Below are 23,310 nucleotides of genomic sequence, written 5' to 3'. Positions count from 1 at the left end.
CGTGCGTGCCTGGTACGGCACTCCTGTACTGATGTACGGGTCCACCCTACGGACGCCTCGGCGGGCCGCCCCGCCCCCGGGGGCAGTGGTCCGCTATCCCCGGCCCACCCTCGCCGCGGCCGCATCCCTGCCGCAGGCGTATGCGAGGGGGCTGATCAGCTCCTCCGCGTCCGGGAGCCAGCGGTTGGCGGGGGTGGGGCGGCGTGCCCACTGCACCGCGCCGTGGCCGCCGACGCGCGTCGGCGGGGCGGCGACGTAGTGGCCCTCGCCTCGTGCCACCACGTCGAGGGAGCTCGGCGACCAGTCCAGTTTCCTGATCAGATCCGGAGCCTTGAGCGCCGCGCCCGGCAGTACGAAGAACAGCATCCGGCGGTCGGGCGTGCAGGTCACCGGGCCGAGGGGGAGATCCATCCGCTCCATGCGCGCCAGGGCGAGGAAGCCGGCGGACTCCGGGACGTCGAGCGCGTCGAAGGTGCGGCCGGTGGGCAGCAGGATCGAGGCCTTCGGCTGCTTCGACCACAGTCTGCGCGCGGCCGCGGCGCTGCCGGTCGCCTGGTTCGCCCAGTCGGGCCGGGCCGCATGCGCGCCGGGCAGGGGGCAGGCCGTGCCGCCGCACGAGCAGCGTTCCGTGCCGTCGACGGCCTCCAGCCAGGTGCCGGGGAACACGTCCCAGTGCCGCTCTTCCGCGTACCGCACGGCGCTGTCCAGCAGCTGCTCCCCTCGCTGCTGGGGGATCTGTACGGCTTCCGTGACTCCCATGGTCTCTTCCACGACACACTCAACTACCGCCGCAACCTCGGGTTACGGGGCGTGATGCGGGGGGCGGTGGAGCATCGATCCTGCACGTGGGGCGCACGGGTGCACGGCCGGGGGCGCGCGCGGGGCAATGCCCCGACGGGCGGGTAACCAGTGCGGGGGGACGATCGCGGGCCGGCGGAATCGACAGGGTCCGTGCGACGTGCACAGCACCGAGGCCCGTCCGCAGTGACCACCAGGACCGGGCCCGTACGACGCGAAAAGGAACCAACCCGACCAACTCTGCATTCTCCGTATATCAGCCGGGCAGTGATCAACGCATTGATCACTGCGGCACCAGGGGGTAGTTCATGGCAGCCAGGCCTCTCGTCGCCCGCCAGCCGAACGAACGGCTGCAGGCGCTCATCCAGGAAGCCGGATGCTCGAACGCCGGGCTGGCCCGGCGCGTCAACATGGTCGGCTCGGAACGGGGCGTGGACCTGCGCTACGACAAGACGTCCGTGGCGCGCTGGCTGCGCGGCCAGCAGCCGCGCGGCCGGGCGCCGGGCGTCATCGCGGAGGCACTCGGCCGCAAGCTCGGCCGCACGGTGACCATCGACGAGATCGGCATGGCGAACGGGAAGAACCTCGCCACCGGCGTCGGCCTGCAGTTCGCGCCGACGGTGCCGGGAGCGATCGAGCAGGTCTGCGAGCTGTGGCGCAGCGATGTGGGCCGCCGCGACTTCCTGTCCGGCTCCGCGGTCGCCGCCTCGGCGCTCGTCGAGCCCAGCCGCGACTGGCTGATCACCGGCGCGGACGCCCAGGTGGCGCGCACGGCCGGCGCGCGGGTCGGCGTCCCGGACGTCGACGCGGTCCGTGCGATGACGGCGGCCCTGACGCAGATGGACCACCGCTTCGGCAGCGGACACGTCCGGCCGGTCGTCGTGCACTACCTGAACAGCGTGGTCGCCGGGCTGCTGTCCGGTTCGTACCGCGAGGCCGTCGGCCGGGAGCTGTTCGCGGCGGCCGCGCGGCTGACCGAGCTGGCCGGTTACATGGCCGTGGACACCGGCCAGCCCGGGCTCGCCCAGCGGTACTACATCCAGGCGCTGCGGCTCGCGCAGGCGGCGGGCGATCGCGGCTACGGCGGATACGTCCTGGCGGCGTCCATGAGCCACCTCGCCGCCGAGCTCGGCAATCCGCGCGAGATCGCGCAGCTCGCGCGGGCCGCGCAGGAAGGCACGCGGGGCCGGGTCACGCCGAGGGTGGAGGCGATGTTCCACGCGGCGGAGGCCCGCGGGCACGCCCTGCTCGGGGACGTCCGCACCTGCCACGAGGTGGCGGGCAGGGCGGTCGCCGCGATGGAGCGGGCCGAGCCGGGCGCGGGCGACGACCCCGACTGGATCGCCCACTTCGATCACGCGTATCTGGCCGACGAGCTGGCGCATTGCTACCGCGACCTCGGTCAGGCGGAGACCGCGGCGCGGCATGCCGCGGACGCGCTGGACGGCCACCCGGAGTCACGGGCGAGGCGACGTGCCATCGGCCTGGTCCTGCTGGCCTCCGCCCAGGTGCAGCAGCGCGAGGTGGAACAGGCCTGCTACACCGGCACGCGCGCGGTCGAGCTGCTGGACACTGTGCGCTCCAGCAGGGGCGCGGAGTATCTGGAGAACCTCCAGGTGCGGCTGGAGCCGTACGCACAGGAGCCCGCGGTCAGGGAGTTCACCGCGCGGCTGGAGCTGAGGGCCGCCGCGTGACGGACGTGACAGCCGAGGGTCGCGGCGTGACGTACGCGACAGGGGTGACGGGGGTTACGGCGTAGCGGCCGCAAGGGCTTTCTCCCGTACATGAACAGCGAGTTGTGTCCGCATCTTGTTACTGCTGCTGCACGTGTGTGCGGAGTGCTCCGAGCACCCGGTAGCGTGAACCGACGATTCCGTAGGTCCACACGTAGGAGTCCCGGTGACGCACAGCGGACAGGGTGACGAGCAGCGGCTTCCCGCCGCGCGGCCCGCGCACGAAGGCGTCGTGCTGCCCGCCGACGGAAGTGAGCCCTTGATACCGGGCTCGCCCGGCGCGCAGGCGGCTCCGGCGGGTGGGCAGCCCTGGGGCGAGCCGTGGGGGCCGCAGCAGCCGGCGCCTCAGGCGCCGGGCCACGGCCACCCGGGCGGCGAGGCGCAGCCCGGCCACGGCTACCCGGGTGGCCAGGCGCCGCCGGGCCATGGCTATCAGGGCGGTCCGGCGCAGCCCGGCCACGGCTACCCGGGTGGCCAGGCGCCGCAGGGCCATGGCTATCAGGGCGGTCCGGCGCAGGCCGGGGGCTACGGCTACCCGGGCGGTCCGGCGCAGCCCGGTGGCTACGGCCACCCCGGTGACCGGACGCCGCCGGGGCCGCCCCCGCAGCACGGCGTGCACGCGCAGCCGCTGCCCCCGCACGCCGGCGCGCACGGCCAGGACCCGCATGCGCCGCAGGGGCCGCCCCAGCAGGGCCGGTTCCCCCAGGGCGCACCCGCCCCGGCAGCCCCCACGGGGGCGTTGCCCCCGCAGGCGTCCCACGCGCCTCAAGAAGCAGCCCCCCAGGGGCAGTTCTCCCAGAACGCGTACGCGCAGCAGGCGCCTCAGGGCGCGCTCCCGCCGCAGCAGGGTCACGGCATGCCGCCCCAGGGCGTCGCGCCCATGGCGGACTCCGACGCCACGCAGTACATCCCGCCCGTCGCGTCCGGTGCTCCCGTCGCGCCCGGTGCGCTGCCGCCCGAGATGCCCGCCGAGTCGACGACCTTCCTCGGCACCGGGCCGCTGGGCCAGGGAGGCGGCGGCCGGCAGGGCCCACCCCAGGGTTCCGACGCCGACGCGACGCAGTACATCGCCCCCGTGCCGGGCGGCAGCGGCCCCGAGGCCGTGCCGCCCGCTCCCGCCGGTGCGCCGTTCGGGATCCGGCCGGGGGCTCCCGGCGACCGGCAGCCTCCGGCGGAGTTCGACAGTCTGTTCCGCTCGGAGGGCTCCGGGCCCCAGCCGGCCGACGCCACCCAGCAGATGCCCCGCTTCGGGGAGCAGCCGCCGGCGCCCGGTCATCCGCAGGCCCGCTATGCGCCGCAGTACGACCCCGACCCCGAGCCCCGCCGCCGGTCCACCGCGCCGGTGGTCGCCGCGCTCGTCACCGGGTGCGCCGTGCTCGGCCTCGGTGTCGGTGCGGTCATGTTCAGCGGCGGGGACGACGAGAAGGACCCGGGCCCGGACAAGAACGTCGCGGCCGAGTCCCCGGCGCCCAGTGAGAGCGCCCCCGCCACGCAGGCGGCCGATCCGGCGGAGCCACAGGCCAAGGAGCTGGACAAGCTCCTCGCGGACAGCAACAACAGCCGTTCCGCGGTGATCCGTTCCGTGGAGAACATCAAGGTCTGCAAGAACCTGGACCAGGCCGCCGCGGACCTGAAGGGTGCGGCCCAGCAGCGCCGCGGACTGGTGACCCGGCTGGGCGCCCTGAGCGTGGACAAGCTGCCGAACCACTCCGCGCTGACCGCGTCGCTGACGAAGGCGTGGCAGGCGTCTGCGTCGGCCGACGACCACTACGCGGCGTGGGCGGAGCAGGTCAAGGGCAAGAAGGGCTGCAAGGGCGGCAAGGCCCGCGGCACCGCCCAGACGGTGCAGGCGAACAAGGCGAGCGGCGAGGCGACGAAGGCGAAGAACGAGGCTTCGCCTCTGTGGAACTCCATTGCCCGCAAGTACGGCCTGACGGAACGCCGCAGCGACCAGCTGTGACAGACGGCGGCGCCCCGGGCCGGTTCCTCCAGGAACGGGCCCGGGGCGACCGGCGAACCTCAGGGCTTCAGGACGCGTCCACCAGCGTCGGCCCGACGTCCACGAAGTCCTTGCGCTGCTCCGTCAGCCGCCCGGCTCGCACCACCTGGAATGTCACGCTGCTGTTGACGATCCGCGGGTAGCCCGCCGCGCCGAGCATGTCCTCGTAGCCCCAGCGCAGTGGCGGTGTCAGACCGCCGGTCGACACCTCCACGCCCTGGTCGAGGGCGTGCGAGATCTTGCCGGCCGTGATGCGGTCGGTGTCGAGCGCGCGGATGACCTTGTCCAGCACGGTGTACGCGATCCATGTCGTCTGCACGCCCGCGTCGGCCGGGTCGACATTGTTGTCGCCGAAGGCGTGGGTGTCGATGACCTCGCGCATCGGGCCCCAGCGGGGGTCGCCCGCGTCCGGGTACCAGCCCGTGATGTAGGCGCCCTCGTAGGGGCCGTTGCGGCCACCCGTGCGGTCGATGAGGGGCTGGCCGACGCTGCCCATCACGGAGGAGATCCGCACCTGCCGGCCGTCTTCGGGCAGCCGCCGGAACGAGTCGAAGAAGGTCTCCGTGCGGTCGCCGAGGGCGGCCGTGACGCAGCCCGGCCGGTCGCCGTCGGCCACCGTCGTCGTCCAGGTCGGCTGCGCAGCCCGCTTGCGCGCTTGCAGTGCCTGGTCGGTGTAGTCGGTGGCGTCGTCCTCGGCGAGGATGTCCGCCGACTCCCGGCCCTTGCCGCGCGCCAGGCCCGCGTTGAGGAGCTCGGGCAGATCGTCGCCGGCGAGGCTGTCGGGCCGGACGAGGGAGACCTTCTCGCAGGCGTTCGCGAGCTGTTCGCCGTTCCCGGCGAGCAGCGCGGCCTGGCCGCCGTTGACGGGATAGGAGAGGTAGCTGCTGAACTCGGCGTCGGAGATGCCGTATCCGCCGATGAAGGGGATGCCCGCCGCCTCGAGCGGCGCCATGAAGGCATCGCCGTACTGGCTGTACGAGCCGACCACCGCGACCGCGCCCTCCTTGACGGCCCGCCGGGCACAAGTCGCCGCGCCCTGCGGCCTGTTCTCCTCGTTGCAGGTGAGGACCCGCAGTTCGTGGCCGTCTATGCCGCCCTGCGCGGCGGCCCAGCGGGCGTAGGCCTTGGCCATCGCCGGCATGCCGGGCACGTTGGTGGCCTGGGTGTCCTCGGGGGCGAAGGTCATGACGATGACGGGCTCCCTGGAGCCCCCCGGGTCTCCAGGGAGTACGCCGCAGCCGGCGAGCAGCGACGCCCCCGTCGCCGCCACCGCCGTACACGCGGTACGGAAGCGAAGTGTCTTGGAGGGGCGGGGAAGGGTGGAACGGCGCCGACCGGTCATGACTGTGCACGTTTCCGGGTCCAGGTAACGGCACAGTGAGCATCGTTCAACGTGGGGTGACCGGGAGGTGAATTGCAGGGGTGGGTGGGGGTGATCGAAAAGGGAACGTACGATCGAAGGCGTGCAGCAAGGTTCGGTCAACCCTTCCCGTCGCGGCCGTCGCTCCTCCACCATGGGCGGCATGCCGCTCAACGACATGCCCTGGTGGCGCTGGCGCAGCAACGTGCGCTCGGCGCTGCACATGCTTTCCGACCCCGTCTTCCACCAGGAGTTCTGGCTGGTGGGACGCGAGGGGTACGGCGACGTCACCGACGCCGTGTACCGCCTGGTCGAGGACACCTGGCTGGACAACTGGTCCGCCGAGAAGTACGTCGGGACGATCTTCCGCGACTCGGGCGAGGCCTCCCTCGTGGACGTCGCCGTGCTGCGGGTGCTGCGGATCATGCACCAGGTCGGAGCCGACGCCCCCGTCTCCGCCTACATGGAGCACCATGGCTGGCCGGAGGCCGTACGAGCCGCGCGGGAGGCACACGTCCGGCTGGCCCAGAACGACGGCGAGGACCCCGACGTCACGCCGCGCTCCCTGGAAGTGCTGCGGATCATGACGCGGTCCGCCTGACGGACCGGCTCCGGGCCCAGCCGCCCGATGTGGCAGTCTACGAGGATGACCGACCAGTACGTCCTCACGCTCTCCTGCCCGGACAAACAGGGCATTGTGCACGCCGTCTCGAGCTACCTCTTCATCACCGGCTGCAACATCGAGGACAGTCAGCAGTTCGGGGACCGTGACACCGGTCTCTTCTTCATGCGGGTCCACTTCTCCGCCGAGGCCCCGGTGACCGTCGACAAGCTGCGGGCGAGCTTCGCCGCCGTCGGCGACTCGTTCCAGATGGACTGGGAGATCCACCTCGCCGAGGAGCGGATGCGGATCGTCCTGATGGTCAGCAAGTTCGGGCACTGCCTGAACGACCTGCTGTTCCGTTCACGGACCGGCGCACTGCCCGTCGAGATCGCGGCCGTCGTCTCCAACCACACGGACTTCGCCGAGCTGGTCGGCTCCTACGGCATCCCGTTCCACCACATTCCGGTCACCAAGGACACCAAGGCCGCCGCCGAGGCGCAGCTGCTGGAGCTGGTGCGGGCCGAGAAGGTGGAGCTGGTCGTCCTCGCCCGCTACATGCAGGTGCTCTCCGACGACCTCTGCAAGCAGCTCAGCGGCCGGATCATCAACATCCACCACTCCTTCCTGCCGAGCTTCAAAGGCGCCAAGCCGTACCACCAGGCGCACGCCCGCGGCGTGAAGCTGATCGGCGCGACCGCGCACTATGTGACGGCTGACCTCGACGAGGGACCGATCATCGAGCAGGAGGTCGAACGGGTCGGCCACGGGGTCACCCCGGAGCAGCTGGTGGCGGTCGGCCGCGACGTGGAGTGCCAGGCGCTGGCGCGCGCGGTGAAGTGGCACGCCGAGCACCGCATCCTGCTCAACGGCCGCCGTACCGTCGTCTTCGCCTGATCCGACGCGCAAGGACCTACTCGCCGACGGCGTTGGCGCACAGGTCGTCCAGGACAGGACTCCTCTCCTGGACCTGCAGCTTGTGCTCCGCCTCCAGCCGCGCGAGCAGCCGGCCGAGCAGGCCCTCGTCACCCGGGTCGCCCACGAAGTCCAGCACGGCCCTGTGGAACGCGTCGCGCAGCGTCGGCGGCATCGCGCCGGAGGCGTCGAAGCAGATCTGTCCCGCCGAGTCGAAAAGATCCTGCACACCCTGCGTGCCGGGCGACCGCGGGACGGCGGCCGTCGTGCCGCCGGGGAAGAAGGGCCGCTCGCCCGGCCGCGCCGCGTTCGCCCGGATGCCGGAGCAGGAGGCCCGCGCGTCCGCCGCCGGCCACGCACCCAAGGCCGGGACGGACCCTCGTTCTGCTACAGCCGGCTGAGCGCTGCCGCCGCGAAGAGTACGTCCCGGATCGCCTCCCGGTCGCCGTCCTGGCCCGCCGCAGCCTCCTCCGGGGAGACATGGCCGGCGACCAGCTTGCAGAACTCGACCCCGTCCAGCGCCACTTGCGCCACCGACTTGTCCGGTGAGCCGACGGCGGCCGGCGAGTCCAGGGCGATGTACCAGCTCCCGCCGCCCGACCCCTCCACCTCGAGGTGGAGCGAGCGCCCGGGCGCTCCGGCCGCGACCAGATGCTGCGGCGGCCCGGCGAGCCCGGCCCGTCTGCGCTCGGCGAGTGCGGCGGGCAGCAGCCTGGCCGCCAGGTCGATCATCCGGTTCAGATGGGCGCCGCTCGGCGGCGCGTACGGGTAGTCCACCGCTTCGGCGATGTCCTCCGCATGGATCCAGCACTCGAAGGCACGGTCGACCAGCGCGTCCTGGAGTGGCAGCGCGAATGCCCCGTAGGAGACGGACAGTTGGGCGACCCCGCGACCCGCGAAGGACACCGTCCGGATGAGGGTGTGGCTCTGGTCCCGCCACGGCTCCCGGACCGTGCCGGTCGGCGGCAGGTCCGTGGTGCTCCAGAAGGACTCGGTCCGCTCCGTCGGCAGCGTCGGCGCGTGCGGGCCCAGCGGGTCGTCGAGCCCGAGCGCGGTCGCGACGAGCCCGTCGACGGTCATGAGGTGCCCGATCACACCGGCCACGGTCGTGCGCCGGCTGATCTGGCGTTCGCCCTCGTACCACTTGAGCCGTACCGGCGCGTGCCACTCCGAGTCCCCTATGTCCCGCAGCAGCGCGTCCAGCCTGGCGGTCTCCGCGTCGTACGGGTCGGCCCAGTCGGGGACGGGGATACGGGCGGGCCTGCGGCCCAGGCAGTTCTCCAGCACCCGGAAGCGCAGCAGCGGGTCGAGGTCCAGGTCGCGGTCGGTGTGCAGCAGTCCGACGGCGTCCCGCAGGCGCAGGGCCTCTTCGGCGCACGGGGCGCAGTCGCCGAGATGGTCCTCGACGGCGGTGGTCTCCTCCGCGGAACAGGCGGACAGCGCCCAGGCGCCGAGCAGCGACTTGAGCACACTGTGCGGCGGCGCGGCAGGGGCGGCCTCGACCGGGGCGGTTTCGACCGGGGCGGGCACGGGGGCGGCCTCGACCGGGGCGGTTTCGACCGGGGCGGGCACGGGGGCGGCCTCGACCGGGGCGGTTTCGACCGGTCCGGGCTCGACGGCGCGCGAGTCCCCGGCCGCCTCCGCCGCCTCGGGCGCGGTCTCCGCCTCGGCCCGCGTCTCGCGCTCGGCCTGCGGCTTCCGCTTCGGGAGCGGCGGCCGCTTCGGGCGGTACGCGTCGGGGTGGAGGTCGTCCGCCGCGAAGCGCGGGGACGGTATGCGGGGCACGCCCCGCATACCGTCGCCGTCCCGCTCGCGGTCGCCGCCACCGCTGCCGCCGTCCAGTGGCCCGTTCACAGCGCGCGTCCGTAGCCGGGCGGGGAGGAGCCCTCCAGCGCACGGGTGTGTGCCGTGGACAGGAGCTGCAGTCCCAGGCGCAGCCGCCGCCTCGCCTCGTCCTCCGTGACGCCGAGGTCCGCCGCTGTCTGCCGGTAGTCCCTGCGCTGGAAGTACGCGAGCTCCAGCGCCGCCCGCAGCGGCGCCGGCATGGACGTCACGATGTAGTCGGCCCGGGCAGCGACGGCGGCCCTGCGCACCTTCTGCTCCAGTTCCTCCGTCGTGCCCTCGCCGCCCTCCGCGAGCGCCGCGGCCTCGCTCTGGCGCAGCCGGTGCACGGCCTGGCTGTTGGTGAGCCTGGCCACCCACGACCGCATGGAGCCCTGCCTGGGGTCGTAGGCGTCCGGGTTCTCCCATACGTAGCCGAAGACCTCGCGGGTGACCTGGTCGGCCGCCTCGTCGTCCTCGAGCACGCGATGGGCCTGGCTGTGGACGAGCGCCGCGAATCTGTCGTAGAGCTCACCGAGCGCCGCGGCCTCGCCCCGCGCCAGCCGCTGCTGCATCCTGCGGTCCCAGCGCTGTGGTGCGTTCTTTGCCATACGGCCCCCAAGCTCCGCGCTCCGTGCCTGCTGCCTCTGCCCTCGTGCTTGTCGCTCCATCGAATGTAGTGCGCCGGGGCGGAAAACGTACGTCCCTTTGCGGCAAGTACGACCCCGTGCGGGACCGGGATGGTAGGGCCCGGAAGCGGGAACAACCTCGTTGTGGGGGCGCTGCCCTGCGGGTTCTCCGTGACGAACGTCGCGTTTGCGTGCCGGACAGTGGGGCAGCGGCAGTGGAAGGACAGCTTCCGGTCTTCCGGGCCGGCATCAGGAGGGGTCCAGACGTGGTGATGCTCAGTGTGGCCGAGACCCGGCAGGGCTCGTGGACCGTGCTGCATGTGTGCGGGGAGCTCGATCTCGTGTCCTCACCGGTGGTCCGCCAGCGGGTCCACGACGCGGTCGCCGAGGGTCATCACGATGTGGTGCTCGACCTCTCCGAGGTGTTCTTCTGCGATTCCAGCGGTGTCGGAGTGCTGATCGCCGCGCGGCGGCTGATGCGCTCGTGCCGCGGCAGGCTGCGGCTCATCCTGCCCGCGCGTGGCGCGGAGGACGGCTCGCACGTCAACCGTGTGCTCGGCGCGCTCGGCGTGCGACGTCTTTTCGAGGTGTACGCGGACACGGGCTCGGCCACCGACGACGGGGCGGAGCCGCTGTCCGCCTGAGCCCGGCGCGTATCCCGGAGAACGCCCTGAACGGCGCGCCCCTGTGCCCCGATCGCGCGCCCCCGTACGCCCCGCCGCACCCCCGTCACCTGCGCTTCGCCCCCGTGTTGCACACGTGCAATTCCCCGGGTGCGTACACACCCCGGCCTCCGGGGCTTTACGCTCCCCGCATGGACAGCGCAGAGTACGAGCGGAAGATCGCTTCCCGCTTCGCCGCTTTCGATCAGGACGGCAACGGCTACATCGACCGCGAGGACTTCAGTTCGGCCGCGGCCAAGCTGCTCGCCGAGTTCTCCGTCACCGCCCGCTCCGTCAAGGGTCAGGACCTGTACAGCGGTGCGGAGGCCTTCTGGCAGGGCATGGCCGGGATCGCCGACGTCGACGGCGACCAGCGGGTGACCCGCCAGGAGTTCGCGACCAGCGCGGTGAAGAGACTCCGGGACAACCCGAAGCGTTTCGGCGAGATCGCCCGTCCGTTCCTGCACGCCGTGATCAGGGTCGCCGACGAGGACGGCAAGGGCGTGACCCCGGCGGCCGTCGAGCGCGTGCTGCGTGCTCTGGGCATCGAGGCCGGCGTCGCGGCGCGGGCGGCGGCGGCACTGGACACGGACGGCGACGGCAGGATCGACGAGGAGGAGGCCCTGGCCGCCTTCGCCGCCTACTACGTCACCCCCGAGCAGCCCCAGTAGCGGCCCGCCGGCAATCCCGTAGACCTCGGGCGCTCCCGCGCAGCCGCGGGACGATCACCCGAACCGCTCCCTGAGCTTGTACTTCAGTACCTTGCGCAGGGCTTCGTTGCGGGGGAGGGCGTCCACGACCTCGAGCTGTTCCGGCAGTTTGTGGACCGACAGGCCCTCCCCCCGAAGGTGAGCGGCGAGTTCCTCGAGCGTGGGTTCCCCCGCCGCGCCAGGGGCCCGTTCGACGACCGCGCAGACCCGTTCGCCGCGTTCGTCGTCCGGCAGCCCGACGACCGCCGCGTCGCCCACCGCCGGATGAGTGTGCAGCAGGTCCTCGATCTCCTTGGCGGAGATGTTCTCGCCCTTGCGGATGATGACGTCCTTGGCCCGGCCGGTGAGCACGAGGTGGCCGCTCTGCGTGAGGTGCCCGAGGTCGCCGGTGATCAAAAAGCCGTCGGCGTCGAAGGCGGCCGCCGTCGCTGCCGGGTCCAGATAGCCCTTGCAGACGGCCTCGCCGCGCAGCCGCACCTCGCCGTCGACGATCCGGATCTCCATGCCGGCGGGCGGCCTGCCCTCGGTGTGTGCGAGATCGTCCTGCGAGTCGTCGGGCGAACCCATGGTGATCATCGGGACCTCGGTCATGCCGTATCCGTGGGTGAGCGTGCAGCCCATCTCGCGGACGACGGCACGGTGGAGCTCGGGCGGTTTGGGCGCGCCCCCGCCCGCGAGCAGCCGCAGGGTGGGGATCAGCTTGCGGCCGGGCTGTTTGCGCTGCTCCGCGAGGAACATCGAGTAGAAGGCGGTGGACCCGCCGGCGGTGGTCACTCCGTGCCGGCGGTATTCGTCGAGCGCGCCGGGCAGCGCGAACTTCTCGAAAAGGACCGCGGGGAAGCCGTACAGCAGCAGCATCACCAGGTAGTCGGGGCCGCCGATGTGCGCGAACGGGAAGGCGATCGAGCCGATGTCGTCCGCCGACAGGTGCAGCGCGTGGGCCAGGCACGAGCCGCCCGCGATCAGTGAGCGGTCGGTGTGCAGGACCCCCTTGGGGTCGGACGTGGTGCCCGAGGTCCAGTAGATCCAGCGCACGTCCGTGCCGGAGGCGGGCGGTGCGGGCAGCGCTGCCGGGTCGCCGTCGGGCAGTGAGCCGTACGCCTCGAAGACGCCGCGGGCGCCGAGCCGCTCCGCCATGGCGGCGAAGTCGAAGCCGCGCCACTCGCCGGGCACCGCGAAGTACGCGGCCTCGGACTCGCGCAGCGCGAAGCCGACCTCGCGGTCCCGGTAGAAGGGGATGACCGGCGACTGCACGGCGCCGAGCCGGGCGAGGGCCACGGTCAGCAGCACGGTCTCGATCCGGGTGGGCAGCTGCCAGGCGACGACCGTGCCGGGGTCGACGCCCATGGCATGAAGGCCCGCGGCGGTCCGCTCCGAGCGGTCGCGCAGTTCGCCGAAGGTGAGGGTGCGCCCGCCCTGGAGGAGGACGGGGCGGTGCGGGGTCAGGGCGGCGCGGCGGTCGACGAGTTCCCAGAGGGTGTGCGCGGCGCCCAGTGCGTGTGCGGTCTCGTTCATGCCCGGAACCCTCCGTAGCTGACGGTTCGTCAGATCGTAGGGGTGGGCGCCTTGTCGGTCCAGGGGTGCGGGGCTAGCCTGAGGTCAGAACTGACGTACCGTCAGAAGTGGAGGAAGGTCCCCGATGGAAAAGGCCCCGCCGGAAGAAGACCTGCCCCGGATCGTCAGCGTCGACGACCACGTCATCGAACCGGCGCACCTCTTCGAGACCTGGCTCCCCGCCAAGCACCGGGCCCGCGGCCCCAAGCCCCTGACCGCCGGCATCGGCGAGCTCGCCTACGTCGGCGGCAAGTACCGGATCACGATGGACCCCGACGGCCCGCCCGCCGACTGGTGGATCTACGAGGACCTCAAGTTCCCGTACAAGCGGAACATCGCCGCCGTCGGCTTCGACCGCGACGACATGACGCTCGAGGGCATCACCCGCGCCGAGATGCGGCCCGGCTGCTGGGACCCCGTCGAGCGGCTCAAGGACATGGACCTCAACCACGTCGAGGCGTCCCTCTGCTTCCCGACCTTCCCGCGCTTCTGCGGCCAGACCTTCGCGGAGGCCCACGACAAGGAGGTCGCGCTCGCCTGCGTGCGCGCCTACAACGACTGGATGGTCGAGGAGTGGTGCGGCGACAGCGGCGGCAGGCTCATCCCGCTGTGCATCGTTCCGCTGTGGGACATCGACCTGGCCGTGGCCGAGATCCGCAGGAACGCGGGGCGAGGGGTGCGGGCCGTCACGTTCTCCGAGATCCCCACCCACCTCGGGCTGCCGTCGATCCACTCCGGCTACTGGGACCCCTTCTTCGCCGTCTGCCAGGAGACGGGGACCGTGGTCAACATGCACATCGGGTCCAGTTCCCAGATGCCGGCCGCCTCACCGGACGCCCCGCCCGCCGTGCAGGCGTCGCTCTCCTTCAACAACGCCATGGCCTCGATGACCGACTTCCTCTTCAGTGGCGTCCTCGTGAAATTCCCCCGTCTCAAACTCGCCTACAGCGAGGGGCAGATGGGCTGGATCCCGTACGCGCTGGAGCGCGCCGACGACGTGTGGGAGGAGCACCGGGCCTGGGGCGGGGTGCGCGACCTCATCCCCGAACCGCCCTCCACCTACTACTACCGGCAGATCTTCTGCTGCTTCTTCCGCGACAAGCACGGCGTCGCCTCCATCGACGTCGTCGGCCGCGACAACGCCACCTTCGAGACCGACTACCCGCATGTCGACTCGACCTTCCCGCACACCAAGCAGGTCGCGCTCGACCATGTGCGGGACCTCGACGACGAGACGGTGTACAAGCTGATGCGCGGCAACGCCATCCGCATGCTCGGCCTGGACCTGGATTCGTAGTGGACCTGGCGTACACCGCCGCGGAGGAGGAGTTCCGCGCCCGGCTGCGCGAATGGCTCGCCGTCCGGCTTCCCGAGCTGCCCCCGCAGCCGTCGCCGGACGACTGGCCGGGGCGGCGCGCCTACGACACGGCATGGCAGCGGGCGCTGTACGACGCCGGATACGCGAAGGTGCACTGGGACGCCCCGCCGACCCTCCGGCTGATCTACCTCGAGGAGACGGAGCGGGCCGGGGCGCCCTACGTCGGCGCCAACTTCGTCGGACTGCTGCACGCCGGCCCGACCATCGCCGCCGAAGGAACACCGGAACAGCGGGCGCGCCGGCTCGGGCCGATCCTGCGCGGCGAGGAGATCTGGTGCCAGGGCTTCAGCGAACCGGAAGCGGGCTCCGACCTCGCCTCCCTGCGCACCAGGGCGGTGCGCGACGGCGACGCGTACGTGGTGACGGGGTCCAAGCTCTGGACCTCGCACGCCGAGGTCGCCGACCGGTGCGAGCTGCTCGTACGGACCGGCTCCGCCGGCTCCCGGCACCGCGGCCTCACCTGGCTGGCGATGCCGATGGACGCCCCCGGCATCAGCGTACGGCCGCTGCGGACCCTGGCCGGGTCGGCCGAGTTCGCGGAGATGTTCCTCGACGAGGTGCGCGTGCCCCTCGCCGACCGGGTCGGGGACGAGAACGACGGCTGGCGCGTCACCATGGTCACGCTCTCCTTCGAACGGGGCACCGCGTTCGTCGGCGAGGTCGTCGCCTGCCGCCGCACCCTCGCCGAAGTGGCCGCGGAGGCCCGTGCCAACGGTCGCTGGGACGACCCGGTCCTCCGTCGCAGGCTCGGCCGGCTGAACGCCGAGTTCACCGCGCTGTGGCGGCTCACCCAGTGGAACGTCAGCGAGGCCGCCGCGACCGGTGGCGTGCCGGGCACCGGCGGGTCGGTCTTCAAACTGCGCTACTCGCACGCCCGTCAGGAGCTGTACGACGCGGCGGCCGAGGTCCTCGGACCCGACGCGCTCGACCTCTCCCGTCCGTGGACGCGGGAAAGGCTCTCGTCCCTGTCGTACACCATCGCCGCCGGCACCTCGCAGATCCAGCAGAACATCGTCGCCGAGCGCATCCTCGGCCTGCCGAAGGGGCGCTGATGGACTTCCGGCTCACCGACGACCAGCGGGCGCTGCGCAGCGGTGTGCGGGAGTTGCTCGCCGGCCGCTTCGGGCGCGAGGCGCTGCGGGCCGCCGTGGACCGTGAAGGCAGGCTCGACCGGGGGCTCTGGCGCGAGCTCGGCAGGGCCGGACTCTTCGCTCTCCGGCTGCCGGAACGCGACGGAGGGGCCGGGCTCGGTCTGCCCGAGGCCGCGCTGGCCTTCGAGGAGGCGGGCCGGGTCCTGCTGCCGGGGCCGCTGGTGGCGACTCATCTGGCGGCCGGCCTCGTCCCGGGTGCGGCGGACGGGACGACGGTCGTCACCTGTGCGGACCAACTCGGCCCGCTCGTGGCGCACTTCGAGGACGCCGACGCGGCCGTCGCCTTCGCGGCCGACGGGTCGCTGCGCCTTCCGGGGGCAGGCGACCACGCCGCCGGCCGTCTGGATGCGGGCGAGCCGGCCGCCGTACGGTCCCTGGACCCCCTCACCCCGCTGCACCGCCTCGCCGGCCCGCCACGGCCCGCCACGCCCGGACCGCTGCTGGGTGCCGCCGTGCTGCTCACCGCCGCGGAGCAGCTCGGCAGCGCTGCCCGCAGCACCGAGGAGGCGGTGCGGTACGCGAAGAGCCGGGTGCAGTTCGGGCAGCCCGTCGGCGCCTTCCAGGCCGTCAAGCATCTGTGTGCCCAGATGCTCGTACGCACGGAAGTGGCGCGTGCGGCCGTCTACGCGGCCGCCGTCTGTGAGGACTTCACCGAGATCGCCGGGGCGAAGCTGCTCGCCGACGAGGCGGCGGTGCGGGGCGCCAGGGACTGCCTGCAGGTGTTCGGCGGAACCGGCTTCACCTGGGAGGCAGATGTCCATCTCCACCTCAAACGGTCCCTGCTGCGGGCCCAGATGTGGCTGACGACGGCTCACTCCGAGGAGATCCAGGCCCAGGCCCTGGCCGCAGAGTCCGTACGCCCCTGAACCCCTGGACTGGCCATGGCACTCCGGAGCGTCACCCTGCGTCGATATCGGGTTGTGTCCTTCGAACGACTCGTCACGCGGCGGAGTCGGGCACCCGCTCCGGTACGCTCCGTGGGATGGGAGTCGCTGCGATGACGGGGTCTCACGGTGTCGCCGGTACGGCGGTCCCGGGCCCGTCGGCGCGCGCTGTTCGGCCTGTGCGAATGCGTTCTGCGACCTTGTGTTCGACCCTCCGCCACGTGCGTCGCACAGTATGCACCATGGGTACTCCTTCGCGCTGGAATATGCCTGAAGCGCTTGTTGCGGTGACTGTACGTCAACCATGCTGTGCTGTAAGGGAATCACATTCCGTTATGGCTGTGAGGCGCGAGGCTATGTGTCCGCCGGTTCGGGTGGTGTGAGCGGTGCAGGTGCTTCAGATGCAGTTGGAGATCGGGGCCGACCCGTCGGAGGTGGGGCGAGCCCGTAGATGGGCCCGTTCACGGCTTGACAAGACCGGTTTGGCGGACGACGAGCCCCTGGCCGAGACCTTGATCCTGCTGATCTCGGAGCTGGTCACCAACGCCGTGGTGCACACCGGCTGTCCGGCGGTGCTCCGGATGCTGCTCGGCGCGGGTGCCGAGGAGCGCGGGACGGTCCGCGTCGAGGTGGCAGACGTCAGCGCCTGCCCGCCGAGACCCAGACACGCGCACGGCGAGGACACCAACGGCCGCGGCCTGGAACTGGTCGACGGTCTGGCGGACCGCTGGGGCTGGCAGCGCGAGGGTGCCGGCAAGTCCATCTGGTGCGAGGTGGACCGGTGCGTGCCCTCGAGCACCGCGTCGACGGTCGCCGCGCCCATGACTGCCGCGCGGGTGGCGGCGCGCGGAGCCTGAGCGCTTCGGCGTCTCGACGGACCGTACGTTCGGCGGCTCCACGGTCCTCAGGTCCTCAGGTCCTCAGGTCCTCAGGTCCTCAGGGCCTTGCGGTCCGAAGGTCAGAGCACGGCCACGGGCGCGACCGGTGTGCCCGTTCCGCCGACGAAGGGCTCCGGCATGGCGCAGAGCAGGAACGCGTACTGCTGTTCTTGTGCACAGGCTGTGGACAACTTTTCCAGATTCCAGTTCTGGCCCTGCAGCATGCCCATCTCCACAAGATCGAGTGCGTGCACCGGCAGCCAGAGGTTCTCGATCTCCGGCGGGAAGATCTCGAAAGTGAGAGTGTCGTTCGCCACGGCGGCGACATCGTGGGCGTGGAACCACTCGGGAGTGCGGACCGACAGCCCCGGGGACGGGTACGCGTAGCCGTGCCGGTCGCCGCCGAGGAAGAGCTGCATCTGCCCCGTCCGCACCAGGACGATGTCGCCGGAGCGGACGGTGACGCCGCCGTACTCCGCCGCTTCCTCGAGGTCCTCCGGTGTGACGGCGTGGTCGCCGGGCAGCCGGTCCAGCCCTTTCGCGCGCGCCACATCCAGCAGCACACCCCGTGAGACGACGGGCGGGGCCTTGTCGATGCCGCTGAAGCGGGCGCGGTCGTGCGGCGTGACGGTGTCGGCGGGGCGGCCGTTGTAGATCCGGCCGGAGTGCGAGACATGGGTCAGCGCGTCCCAGTGGGTGGCCGCCTGCAGTCCCATCGTCACGGTGTCGTCGCTGGTGGCGACGGTGCCCGGGCCGAACAGCTCCTGGTTGATCTGGACCATCGTGTGCAGGGGGTTCACCCGGCCCGGGATCGCGCCCGTCTGCACTCCGTCCTGGCGGAGCGGGAGTGCCAGAGGGATCCGCCGACCGCTGCGGACCGCGCCGGCGGCGTTTCTCACCACCTCGCCGGTGATCAGGTTGAGCGTGCCGATCTCGTCGTCCTCCCCCCAGCGTCCCCAGTTGTTCACACGCTTGGCGATGTCGTGGAACTCGGCCGGCAGTGACATCGGGCCTCCCGGGGCTTGTGTTCATGCATCCGACTGACCCTAGAATCTAACGGACCGTCAGAAACCGCGGGAAGGGGCCGGTCGTGGGGAACTTCTTGACAGGCAAGGTCGTCGCCGTGACCGGCGCCGGCCGTGGCATCGGACGGGCCGTGGCACTGGCCTGCGCCGCGGAGGGCGCCCGCGTCGTCGTCAATGACTACGGCGTCTCGATCGAGGGATCCGAGCCCACCGCGCAGATCGCGGAGGGTGTCGTCAAGGAGATCGAGGCGGCCGGCGGGCAGGCCGTCGCCGTGGCCGACGACATCGCCACGATGACGGGCGGACAGCGGGTCGTGGACGTGGCGCTCGCCGAATACGGGCGCCTGGACGGGGTGGTGTGCGTCGCCGGGATCCTGCGCGAACGGATGCTGTTCAACATGTCGGAGCAGGAGTGGGACCCGGTCCTCGCCACCCACCTCACAGGCACCTTCACCGTCTTCCGCGCCGCGTCGGCGGTGATGCGGTCCCAGCGCTCCGGCACCCTGATCGGTTTCACCAGCGGCAGCCACCAGGGCAGCGTGTCCCAGGCGAACTACTCGGCGGCCAAGGGCGGCGTCATCTCGCTCGTCCGCAGCGCGGCGCTCGGCCTCCACAAGTACGGCGTCACGGCGAACGCGGTGGCCCCGGTCGCACACACCCGCATGTCGGCGGGCGTCCCCATGGAGCTCAAGGAGATCGGCGACCCCAAGGACGTGGCCGCCCTGGTCGTCTATCTCCTCTCCGACCGGGCTCGCGAGGAGAGGATCACCGGCCAGGTCTACACGGTGGCCGGCCCCAAGATCGCGGTGTGGGCCCAGCCCAGGGAGCTGCGGGCGGCGTACGGAGAGGGCCCCTGGACCCCCGAGCGCATAGCCGACTTCCTTCCCGGCACCGTCGGCACCGACCCGATGCCGCTGCTGGCGCAGCTGGAGGCCATGTCCGCCGCGGCGTCCCGCGGTGACCGCCCCCACACCTGATCCGGCCGGGGCCCGGACGGGCCGGCACCCCGGACCATCCACCGCCGAGCACCTGCTCGGCCTGCCGAAGGAGCCACGGTGAAGGGTGTCGTGTACGACGGGGAACAGGTCCGGGTCGTCGACGATCTGGAGATACGGGACGTGGGGCCGGGCGAGGCCATGGTCGAGGTCGCGGCCGCCGGGCTGTGCCACAGCGACCTGTCCGTGATCGACGGGACGATCCCCTTCCCCGTTCCGGTCGTCCTCGGTCACGAGGGCGCGGGCGTCGTGACGGCGGTCGGCCCGGGTGTCGGCCATGTCGCCCCCGGCGACCATGTCGCGCTGTCGACCCTCGCCAACTGCGGTGCCTGCGCCGACTGCGACCGGGGCCGCCCCACCATGTGCCGCAGGGCCATCGGCCGCCCCGGCCGCCCCTTCTCACGCGCCGGCGCGAGCCTGTTCCAGTTCGCCTCCAACTCCGCCTTCGCCGAGCGGACGATCGTCAAGGCCGTGCAGGCGGTGAAGATCCCGGACGACGTCCCCCTGACCTCCGCCGCACTGATCGGCTGCGGCGTCCTGACCGGCGTCGGAGCCGTACTGAACCGCGCCAGGGTGGATCGCGGCGACACCGTCGTCGTCATCGGCACGGGCGGCATCGGCCTCAACGTCCTCCAGGGTGCACGGATCGCGGGCGCCGGCGCGATCGTCGCGGTCGACTCGAACCCCGCGAAGGAGGCAGTCGCCCGGCAGTTCGGCGCAACGCGGTTCCTCTCCTCCACCGAGGGCGTACGGGAGATCCTGCCGACCGGCGCGGACCACGTCTTCGAATGCGTCGGCAGCACCGCGCTCATACGGCAGGCGATCGACCTGCTCGACCGCCGGGGGCAGGCGGTCCTGCTGGGCATGCCGGCGGCGACCGCGGAGGCGTCGTTCGTGCCCGCCGCGATGTTCCTGGACAAGTCGGTGCTCGGCTGCCGGTACGGCTCCTCGCGCCCGCAGCACGACATCGCGCTCTACACCGAGCTGTACCGGCAGGGCCGGCTGCTCCTCGACGAGCTGGTCAGCGCGACGTACCCCGTCGAGGACTTCGCGAAGGCGGCCGAGGACGCCGAGCAGGGGCGGGTGGCCCGCGGCGTGCTCACCTTCTGAGCGGCGGGCAAGCCTCGTTCTGAGCGGCGGGCAAGCCTCGTTCTGAGCGGCGGGCAAGCCCCGTTCGTCATCCCCCGGTGACACCGCCCCTACATCGACCTGCGGCCGGCTCCCGCGCGGAACGTGCGCCGGTAGACGGTGGGCGGCACACCGAGCGTCGCCTGCAGATGCTGGCGCATGGACTGGGCCGTGCCGAAGCCGGCGTCCCGCGCCACCTCGTCCACCGACAGATCCGTCGACTCCAGCAGGTGCCGGGCCCGTTCCACGCGCTGCTGGCTCAGCCACTGCCCGGGGCTGATGCCGACCTCCTCGCGGAAGCGCCGGGTGAAGGTCCGGACCGACATCGCCTCTTGAGCGGCCATGTCCCGCAGCTGCAGCGGCTCGTGGAGCCGGCCGAGCGCCCAGGCGCGCGCCGTGGCGGTGGTCGCGACCTGCGGCTCGGGGACGGGCCGGTGGATGTACTGGGCCTGCCCGCCGTCCCGGTGCGGCGGTACGACGGTACGGCGGGCGACGTCGTTGGCGACGGCCGTGCCGTGGTCGCGGCGCACGATGTGCAGACACAGGTCGATACCGGCGGCGACCCCCGCCGAGGTGAGCACGTCGCCGTCGTCGATGAACAGGACGTCCGCGTCGACCTGTACGGACGGGAAGAGCCGCTGGAAATGCTCGGCCGACGACCAGTGGGTGGTCGCGGGGCGGCCGTCGAGGTAACCGGCGGCGGCGAGCACGTATCCGCCGGTGCAGATGGACACCATGCGGGTGCCGGGCCGGATGTGCGCGAGGGCCGCGGCGAGGTCGTCCGGGAGCCGGCCCTCGTCGAACACGGGCCCGAGCTCGTAGGAGGCGGGCACGACGACGGTGTCGGCGGTGGCGAGTGCTTCGGGGCCGTGTTCGACGCTCACGGAGAAGTCGGCGTCCGTCATGACCGGCCCCGGACTGATGCCGCAGGTGACGATCTCGTACAGCGGGTTGCCCGCCGGGTCCATGGCGCGGCCGAAGATCCGGTGCGGGATGCCGAGTTCGAAGGGGAGCAGCCCGGTCAGCGCCAGGACCACCACGCGGTGCGGTGTCACCTCATCCATGGCCCGATCATATCGAATGCTGTCTCTCGGGCCACTCGTTGCGGACGGAACGACATCGGATGCTGGGTGACGTGACCCAGACAACCGATCTCTCCGCCACACAGGACAGCCCGCTCCGCCGTCCGCCCCGTATCCACCGCGCCTGGTTCGTCGCCGCCGTCACCTTCGTGACGATCATCGGCGCCGCGGCCTTCGCGTCCCTGCCGGGCCTGCTGATCGAGCCGCTGCACTCGGAGTTCACGTGGTCGCGCGGAATGATCGGCTTCGCCGTCTCGGTCAACCTGGCGCTGTACGGGCTCACCGCGCCGTTCGCCGCCGCCCTGATGGACCGGTTCGGCATCCGCCGGGTCGTGGCCGTCGCGCTCAGCGTGATCGCGGCCGGGTCGGTGCTGACGGTGTGGATGACCGCGCCCTGGCAGCTGGTCCTCTACTGGGGCGTCCTCGTCGGTCTCGGCTCCGGCTCCATGGCGCTCGCCTTCGCGGCGACCGTGACGAACCGCTGGTTCGTGCAGCGCCGCGGCCTGGTCACCGGCGTCCTCACCGCCGCCGGGGCATCAGGCCAGCTGGTCTTCCTGCCGCTGCTGTCCTGGCTCGTGGAGGAGCACGGCTGGCGGCCCGCCGCGATCACCGTCTCGCTCTCGGCGCTGGCCGTCGTCCCGTTCGTCTGGCTGCTGCTGCGTGACCACCCGGCGGACGTGGGCCTCGCGGCGTACGGTGCCGAGGGCTTCACGCCCAAGCCCGCCCCGGTGCCCGGCGCGGCGCGGCGCGCGGTCACGGTGCTCTTCCGGGCGGCCCGCACCGGACCGTTCTGGCTGCTCGCCGGCACGTTCGCGATCTGCGGTGCCTCGACGAACGGACTGGTCAAGACCCACTTCGTCCCGGCGGCCCACGACCACGGCATGCCCATCACCGCGGCCGCGTCGCTGCTCGCCGTGATCGGCGTCTTCGACGTCGTCGGCACGATCGCCTCCGGCTGGTTCACCGACCGCTTCGAGGCGCGTCGGCTGCTCGCCGTCTACTACGCCCTGCGCGGCATTTCGCTCCTGTTCCTGCCGATGCTGCTCGGGCCGACCGTCCAGCCGCCGATGCTCTTCTTCATCGTTTTCTACGGCCTGGACTGGGTGGCCACCGTCCCGCCCACGATCGCTCTGTGCCGCGAGCACTACGGGGACGACAGCGCGATCGTCTTCGGCTGGGTCCTCGCCTCGCACCAGGTCGGCGCGGCCGTGGTGGCCTTCGCGGGCGGCGTGGCGCGCGATGTCTTCGGCGAGTACGACGTCGTCTGGTACGCCTCCGGAGCGTTGTGTGCCGCGGCGGCCCTGATGGCCCTGGTCATCCGCCGCAAGCCGCTCCCGAAGCTGGAGCCCGCCACGCGGTGACCGGCCCCGGGCCGGCCGGGGCCGGTCAGCGATCGAGCCGCCCGAACCGGCCGCGGTGGAACAACAGCGGCACGCCGTCCTCGTCGGCGTCCAGCGCCTCGACCCTGCCGACCACGATGAGATGGTCGCCGCCGGTGTGCACGGCCTGGACCGTGCAGTCGATCCAGGCGGCCACGCCCTCCAGCCGCGGCGACCCGGTGGCCGGCGCCGGCGCGTAGGCCACCCCCGCGAACTTGTCCGCCCCGCTCACCGCGAAGCCCCTGCACAGCGCGCTCTGGTCCGCCGCGAGCACGTTGACGCAGAAGGTCCCCGCACGGGCGATCCGCGGCCAGGTCGTGGACGTGCGCCCGACCATGAACACAATGAGCGGCGGTTCGAGCGAGAGTGATGCGAACGACTGACACGCGAACCCGGCGGGCCCGTCGGCGTCGAGGGCGGTCACGACGGTGACCCCGCTCGCGAAGTGCCCGAGCACCCGCCGGAACTCCCCGACGGCGACCGGCTGCCGCTCATCCTCCCCGACGGCCCGCAGGGCCGGCGCCGCGGGCACGTCGTGCACCCCCGCACCGGTGGGTGCCCCGACCGAACGAAGATAGCGAACGGCGGCGGCGGCCATCCCTGCGTGTCCCATCATGCCTCCCATTGA

At 72.1% G+C, this 23,310-nt stretch carries 23 protein-coding genes; 13 read left to right on the top strand and 10 right to left on the bottom strand.

What is annotated here, in order from left to right; translation table 11 throughout:
- Positions 1–93 precede the first annotated feature (93 nt).
- Entirely contained in the window at positions 94–759 is a 666-nt protein-coding gene (locus ACZ4SA_RS04140; protein WP_468269583.1) for a bifunctional DNA primase/polymerase, read from the bottom strand.
- Positions 760–1,106: 347 nt separating this feature from the next.
- Between ACZ4SA_RS04140 and ACZ4SA_RS04135 the strand changes: the two genes are divergently transcribed.
- Positions 1,107–2,492 (top strand): transcriptional regulator, encoded by a 1,386-nt coding sequence (locus tag ACZ4SA_RS04135; RefSeq protein WP_468269581.1) that lies wholly within the window; start codon positions 1,107–1,109, stop codon positions 2,490–2,492.
- Positions 2,493–2,610: 118 nt separating this feature from the next.
- Here ACZ4SA_RS04135 and ACZ4SA_RS04130 read toward each other — a convergent pair whose 3' ends face one another.
- A complete protein-coding gene (locus tag ACZ4SA_RS04130; RefSeq protein ID WP_468269579.1) occupies positions 2,611–3,198 on the bottom strand; it encodes a hypothetical protein in 588 nt (195 codons plus the stop codon).
- A gap of 189 nt (positions 3,199–3,387) precedes the next feature.
- On the opposite strand from ACZ4SA_RS04130, the gene ACZ4SA_RS04125 reads away from it, so the two are divergent.
- The gene (locus tag ACZ4SA_RS04125) at positions 3,388–4,491 is read left to right on the top strand and encodes a hypothetical protein (protein WP_468269577.1); all 1,104 of its coding nucleotides are present in this window, start codon (positions 3,388–3,390) and stop codon (positions 4,489–4,491) included.
- 67 nt (positions 4,492–4,558) lie between these two features.
- Here ACZ4SA_RS04125 and ACZ4SA_RS04120 read toward each other — a convergent pair whose 3' ends face one another.
- A complete protein-coding gene (locus ACZ4SA_RS04120; protein ID WP_468269575.1) occupies positions 4,559–5,872 on the bottom strand; it encodes an ABC transporter substrate-binding protein in 1,314 nt (437 codons plus the stop codon).
- Positions 5,873–6,044: 172 nt separating this feature from the next.
- On the opposite strand from ACZ4SA_RS04120, the gene ACZ4SA_RS04115 reads away from it, so the two are divergent.
- Together ACZ4SA_RS04115 and purU are read left to right on the top strand one after the other, a co-directional pair.
- A complete protein-coding gene (locus ACZ4SA_RS04115; protein WP_468269834.1) occupies positions 6,045–6,491 on the top strand; it encodes an SCO4402 family protein in 447 nt (148 codons plus the stop codon).
- 45 nt (positions 6,492–6,536) lie between these two features.
- Positions 6,537–7,388, top strand: a complete 852-nt coding sequence (gene purU, locus ACZ4SA_RS04110) for a formyltetrahydrofolate deformylase (protein ID WP_468269573.1) — start codon at positions 6,537–6,539, stop codon at positions 7,386–7,388.
- 16 nt (positions 7,389–7,404) lie between these two features.
- Here the strand turns inward: purU and ACZ4SA_RS04105 are convergent, their stop codons facing one another.
- The 3 genes from ACZ4SA_RS04105 to ACZ4SA_RS04095 are packed head-to-tail and all read right to left on the bottom strand — an operon-like array spanning position 7,405 to position 9,838.
- Entirely contained in the window at positions 7,405–7,770 is a 366-nt protein-coding gene (locus tag ACZ4SA_RS04105; protein ID WP_468269571.1) for a hypothetical protein, read from the bottom strand.
- A 23-nt stretch (positions 7,771–7,793) separates the two neighbouring features.
- Positions 7,794–9,200: a zf-HC2 domain-containing protein gene (locus ACZ4SA_RS04100; RefSeq protein WP_468269832.1), complete on the bottom strand. Its 1,407-nt coding sequence runs from the start codon at positions 9,198–9,200 to the stop codon at positions 7,794–7,796.
- Positions 9,201–9,256: 56 nt separating this feature from the next.
- Positions 9,257–9,838: a sigma-70 family RNA polymerase sigma factor gene (locus tag ACZ4SA_RS04095; RefSeq protein WP_468269569.1), complete on the bottom strand. Its 582-nt coding sequence runs from the start codon at positions 9,836–9,838 to the stop codon at positions 9,257–9,259.
- A gap of 287 nt (positions 9,839–10,125) precedes the next feature.
- On the opposite strand from ACZ4SA_RS04095, the gene ACZ4SA_RS04090 reads away from it, so the two are divergent.
- Positions 10,126–10,500, top strand: a complete 375-nt coding sequence (locus tag ACZ4SA_RS04090) for an STAS domain-containing protein (RefSeq protein ID WP_468269830.1) — start codon at positions 10,126–10,128, stop codon at positions 10,498–10,500.
- 170 nt (positions 10,501–10,670) lie between these two features.
- Positions 10,671–11,189 carry an EF-hand domain-containing protein gene (locus ACZ4SA_RS04085; protein WP_468269567.1) on the top strand — a complete coding sequence of 173 codons (519 nt, stop codon included), beginning with the start codon at positions 10,671–10,673 and terminating at the stop codon, positions 11,187–11,189.
- A 54-nt stretch (positions 11,190–11,243) separates the two neighbouring features.
- Here ACZ4SA_RS04085 and ACZ4SA_RS04080 read toward each other — a convergent pair whose 3' ends face one another.
- Positions 11,244–12,743 (bottom strand): class I adenylate-forming enzyme family protein, encoded by a 1,500-nt coding sequence (locus ACZ4SA_RS04080; protein ID WP_468269565.1) that lies wholly within the window; start codon positions 12,741–12,743, stop codon positions 11,244–11,246.
- Positions 12,744–12,867: 124 nt separating this feature from the next.
- On the opposite strand from ACZ4SA_RS04080, the gene ACZ4SA_RS04075 reads away from it, so the two are divergent.
- From ACZ4SA_RS04075 to ACZ4SA_RS04060, 4 genes are all read left to right on the top strand, one after another.
- On the top strand, positions 12,868–14,079 hold the full coding sequence (locus tag ACZ4SA_RS04075; protein WP_468269563.1) for an amidohydrolase family protein: 1,212 nt from the start codon (positions 12,868–12,870) through the stop codon (positions 14,077–14,079).
- Complete coding sequence (locus ACZ4SA_RS04070; protein ID WP_468269561.1) at positions 14,079–15,212, top strand: acyl-CoA dehydrogenase family protein; 1,134 nt, start codon at positions 14,079–14,081, stop codon at positions 15,210–15,212. The genes ACZ4SA_RS04075 and ACZ4SA_RS04070 overlap by 1 nt, the downstream gene beginning before the upstream one ends.
- Positions 15,212–16,177, top strand: a complete 966-nt coding sequence (locus ACZ4SA_RS04065) for an acyl-CoA dehydrogenase family protein (RefSeq protein ID WP_468269559.1) — start codon at positions 15,212–15,214, stop codon at positions 16,175–16,177. Before ACZ4SA_RS04070 ends, ACZ4SA_RS04065 begins: the two co-directional genes overlap by 1 nt.
- Before the next feature lie 404 nt (positions 16,178–16,581).
- A complete protein-coding gene (locus ACZ4SA_RS04060; RefSeq protein WP_468269557.1) occupies positions 16,582–17,052 on the top strand; it encodes an ATP-binding protein in 471 nt (156 codons plus the stop codon).
- Between the two features lie 101 nt (positions 17,053–17,153).
- Here ACZ4SA_RS04060 and ACZ4SA_RS04055 read toward each other — a convergent pair whose 3' ends face one another.
- Entirely contained in the window at positions 17,154–18,080 is a 927-nt protein-coding gene (locus ACZ4SA_RS04055; protein ID WP_468269555.1) for a cyclase family protein, read from the bottom strand.
- Between the two features lie 83 nt (positions 18,081–18,163).
- Between ACZ4SA_RS04055 and ACZ4SA_RS04050 the strand changes: the two genes are divergently transcribed.
- Entirely contained in the window at positions 18,164–19,075 is a 912-nt protein-coding gene (locus tag ACZ4SA_RS04050; RefSeq protein WP_468269553.1) for an SDR family NAD(P)-dependent oxidoreductase, read from the top strand.
- A gap of 78 nt (positions 19,076–19,153) precedes the next feature.
- Complete coding sequence (locus ACZ4SA_RS04045; protein WP_468269551.1) at positions 19,154–20,203, top strand: Zn-dependent alcohol dehydrogenase; 1,050 nt, start codon at positions 19,154–19,156, stop codon at positions 20,201–20,203.
- 89 nt (positions 20,204–20,292) lie between these two features.
- On the opposite strand, the gene ACZ4SA_RS04040 is transcribed toward ACZ4SA_RS04045, so the two are convergent.
- Positions 20,293–21,285 (bottom strand): GlxA family transcriptional regulator, encoded by a 993-nt coding sequence (locus ACZ4SA_RS04040; protein ID WP_468269549.1) that lies wholly within the window; start codon positions 21,283–21,285, stop codon positions 20,293–20,295.
- 59 nt (positions 21,286–21,344) lie between these two features.
- On the opposite strand from ACZ4SA_RS04040, the gene ACZ4SA_RS04035 reads away from it, so the two are divergent.
- Positions 21,345–22,664 carry an MFS transporter gene (locus ACZ4SA_RS04035; protein WP_468269547.1) on the top strand — a complete coding sequence of 440 codons (1,320 nt, stop codon included), beginning with the start codon at positions 21,345–21,347 and terminating at the stop codon, positions 22,662–22,664.
- Between the two features lie 25 nt (positions 22,665–22,689).
- Here the strand turns inward: ACZ4SA_RS04035 and ACZ4SA_RS04030 are convergent, their stop codons facing one another.
- On the bottom strand, positions 22,690–23,307 hold the full coding sequence (locus tag ACZ4SA_RS04030) for a flavin reductase family protein (RefSeq protein ID WP_468269545.1): 618 nt from the start codon (positions 23,305–23,307) through the stop codon (positions 22,690–22,692).
- Positions 23,308–23,310 lie beyond the last annotated feature (3 nt).

Source organism: Streptomyces sp. NPDC027962 (genome assembly GCF_055566095.1).
The sequence above is the reverse complement of the archived record's forward strand: the minus strand, read 5'-3'. Positions and strand labels throughout refer to the sequence as shown.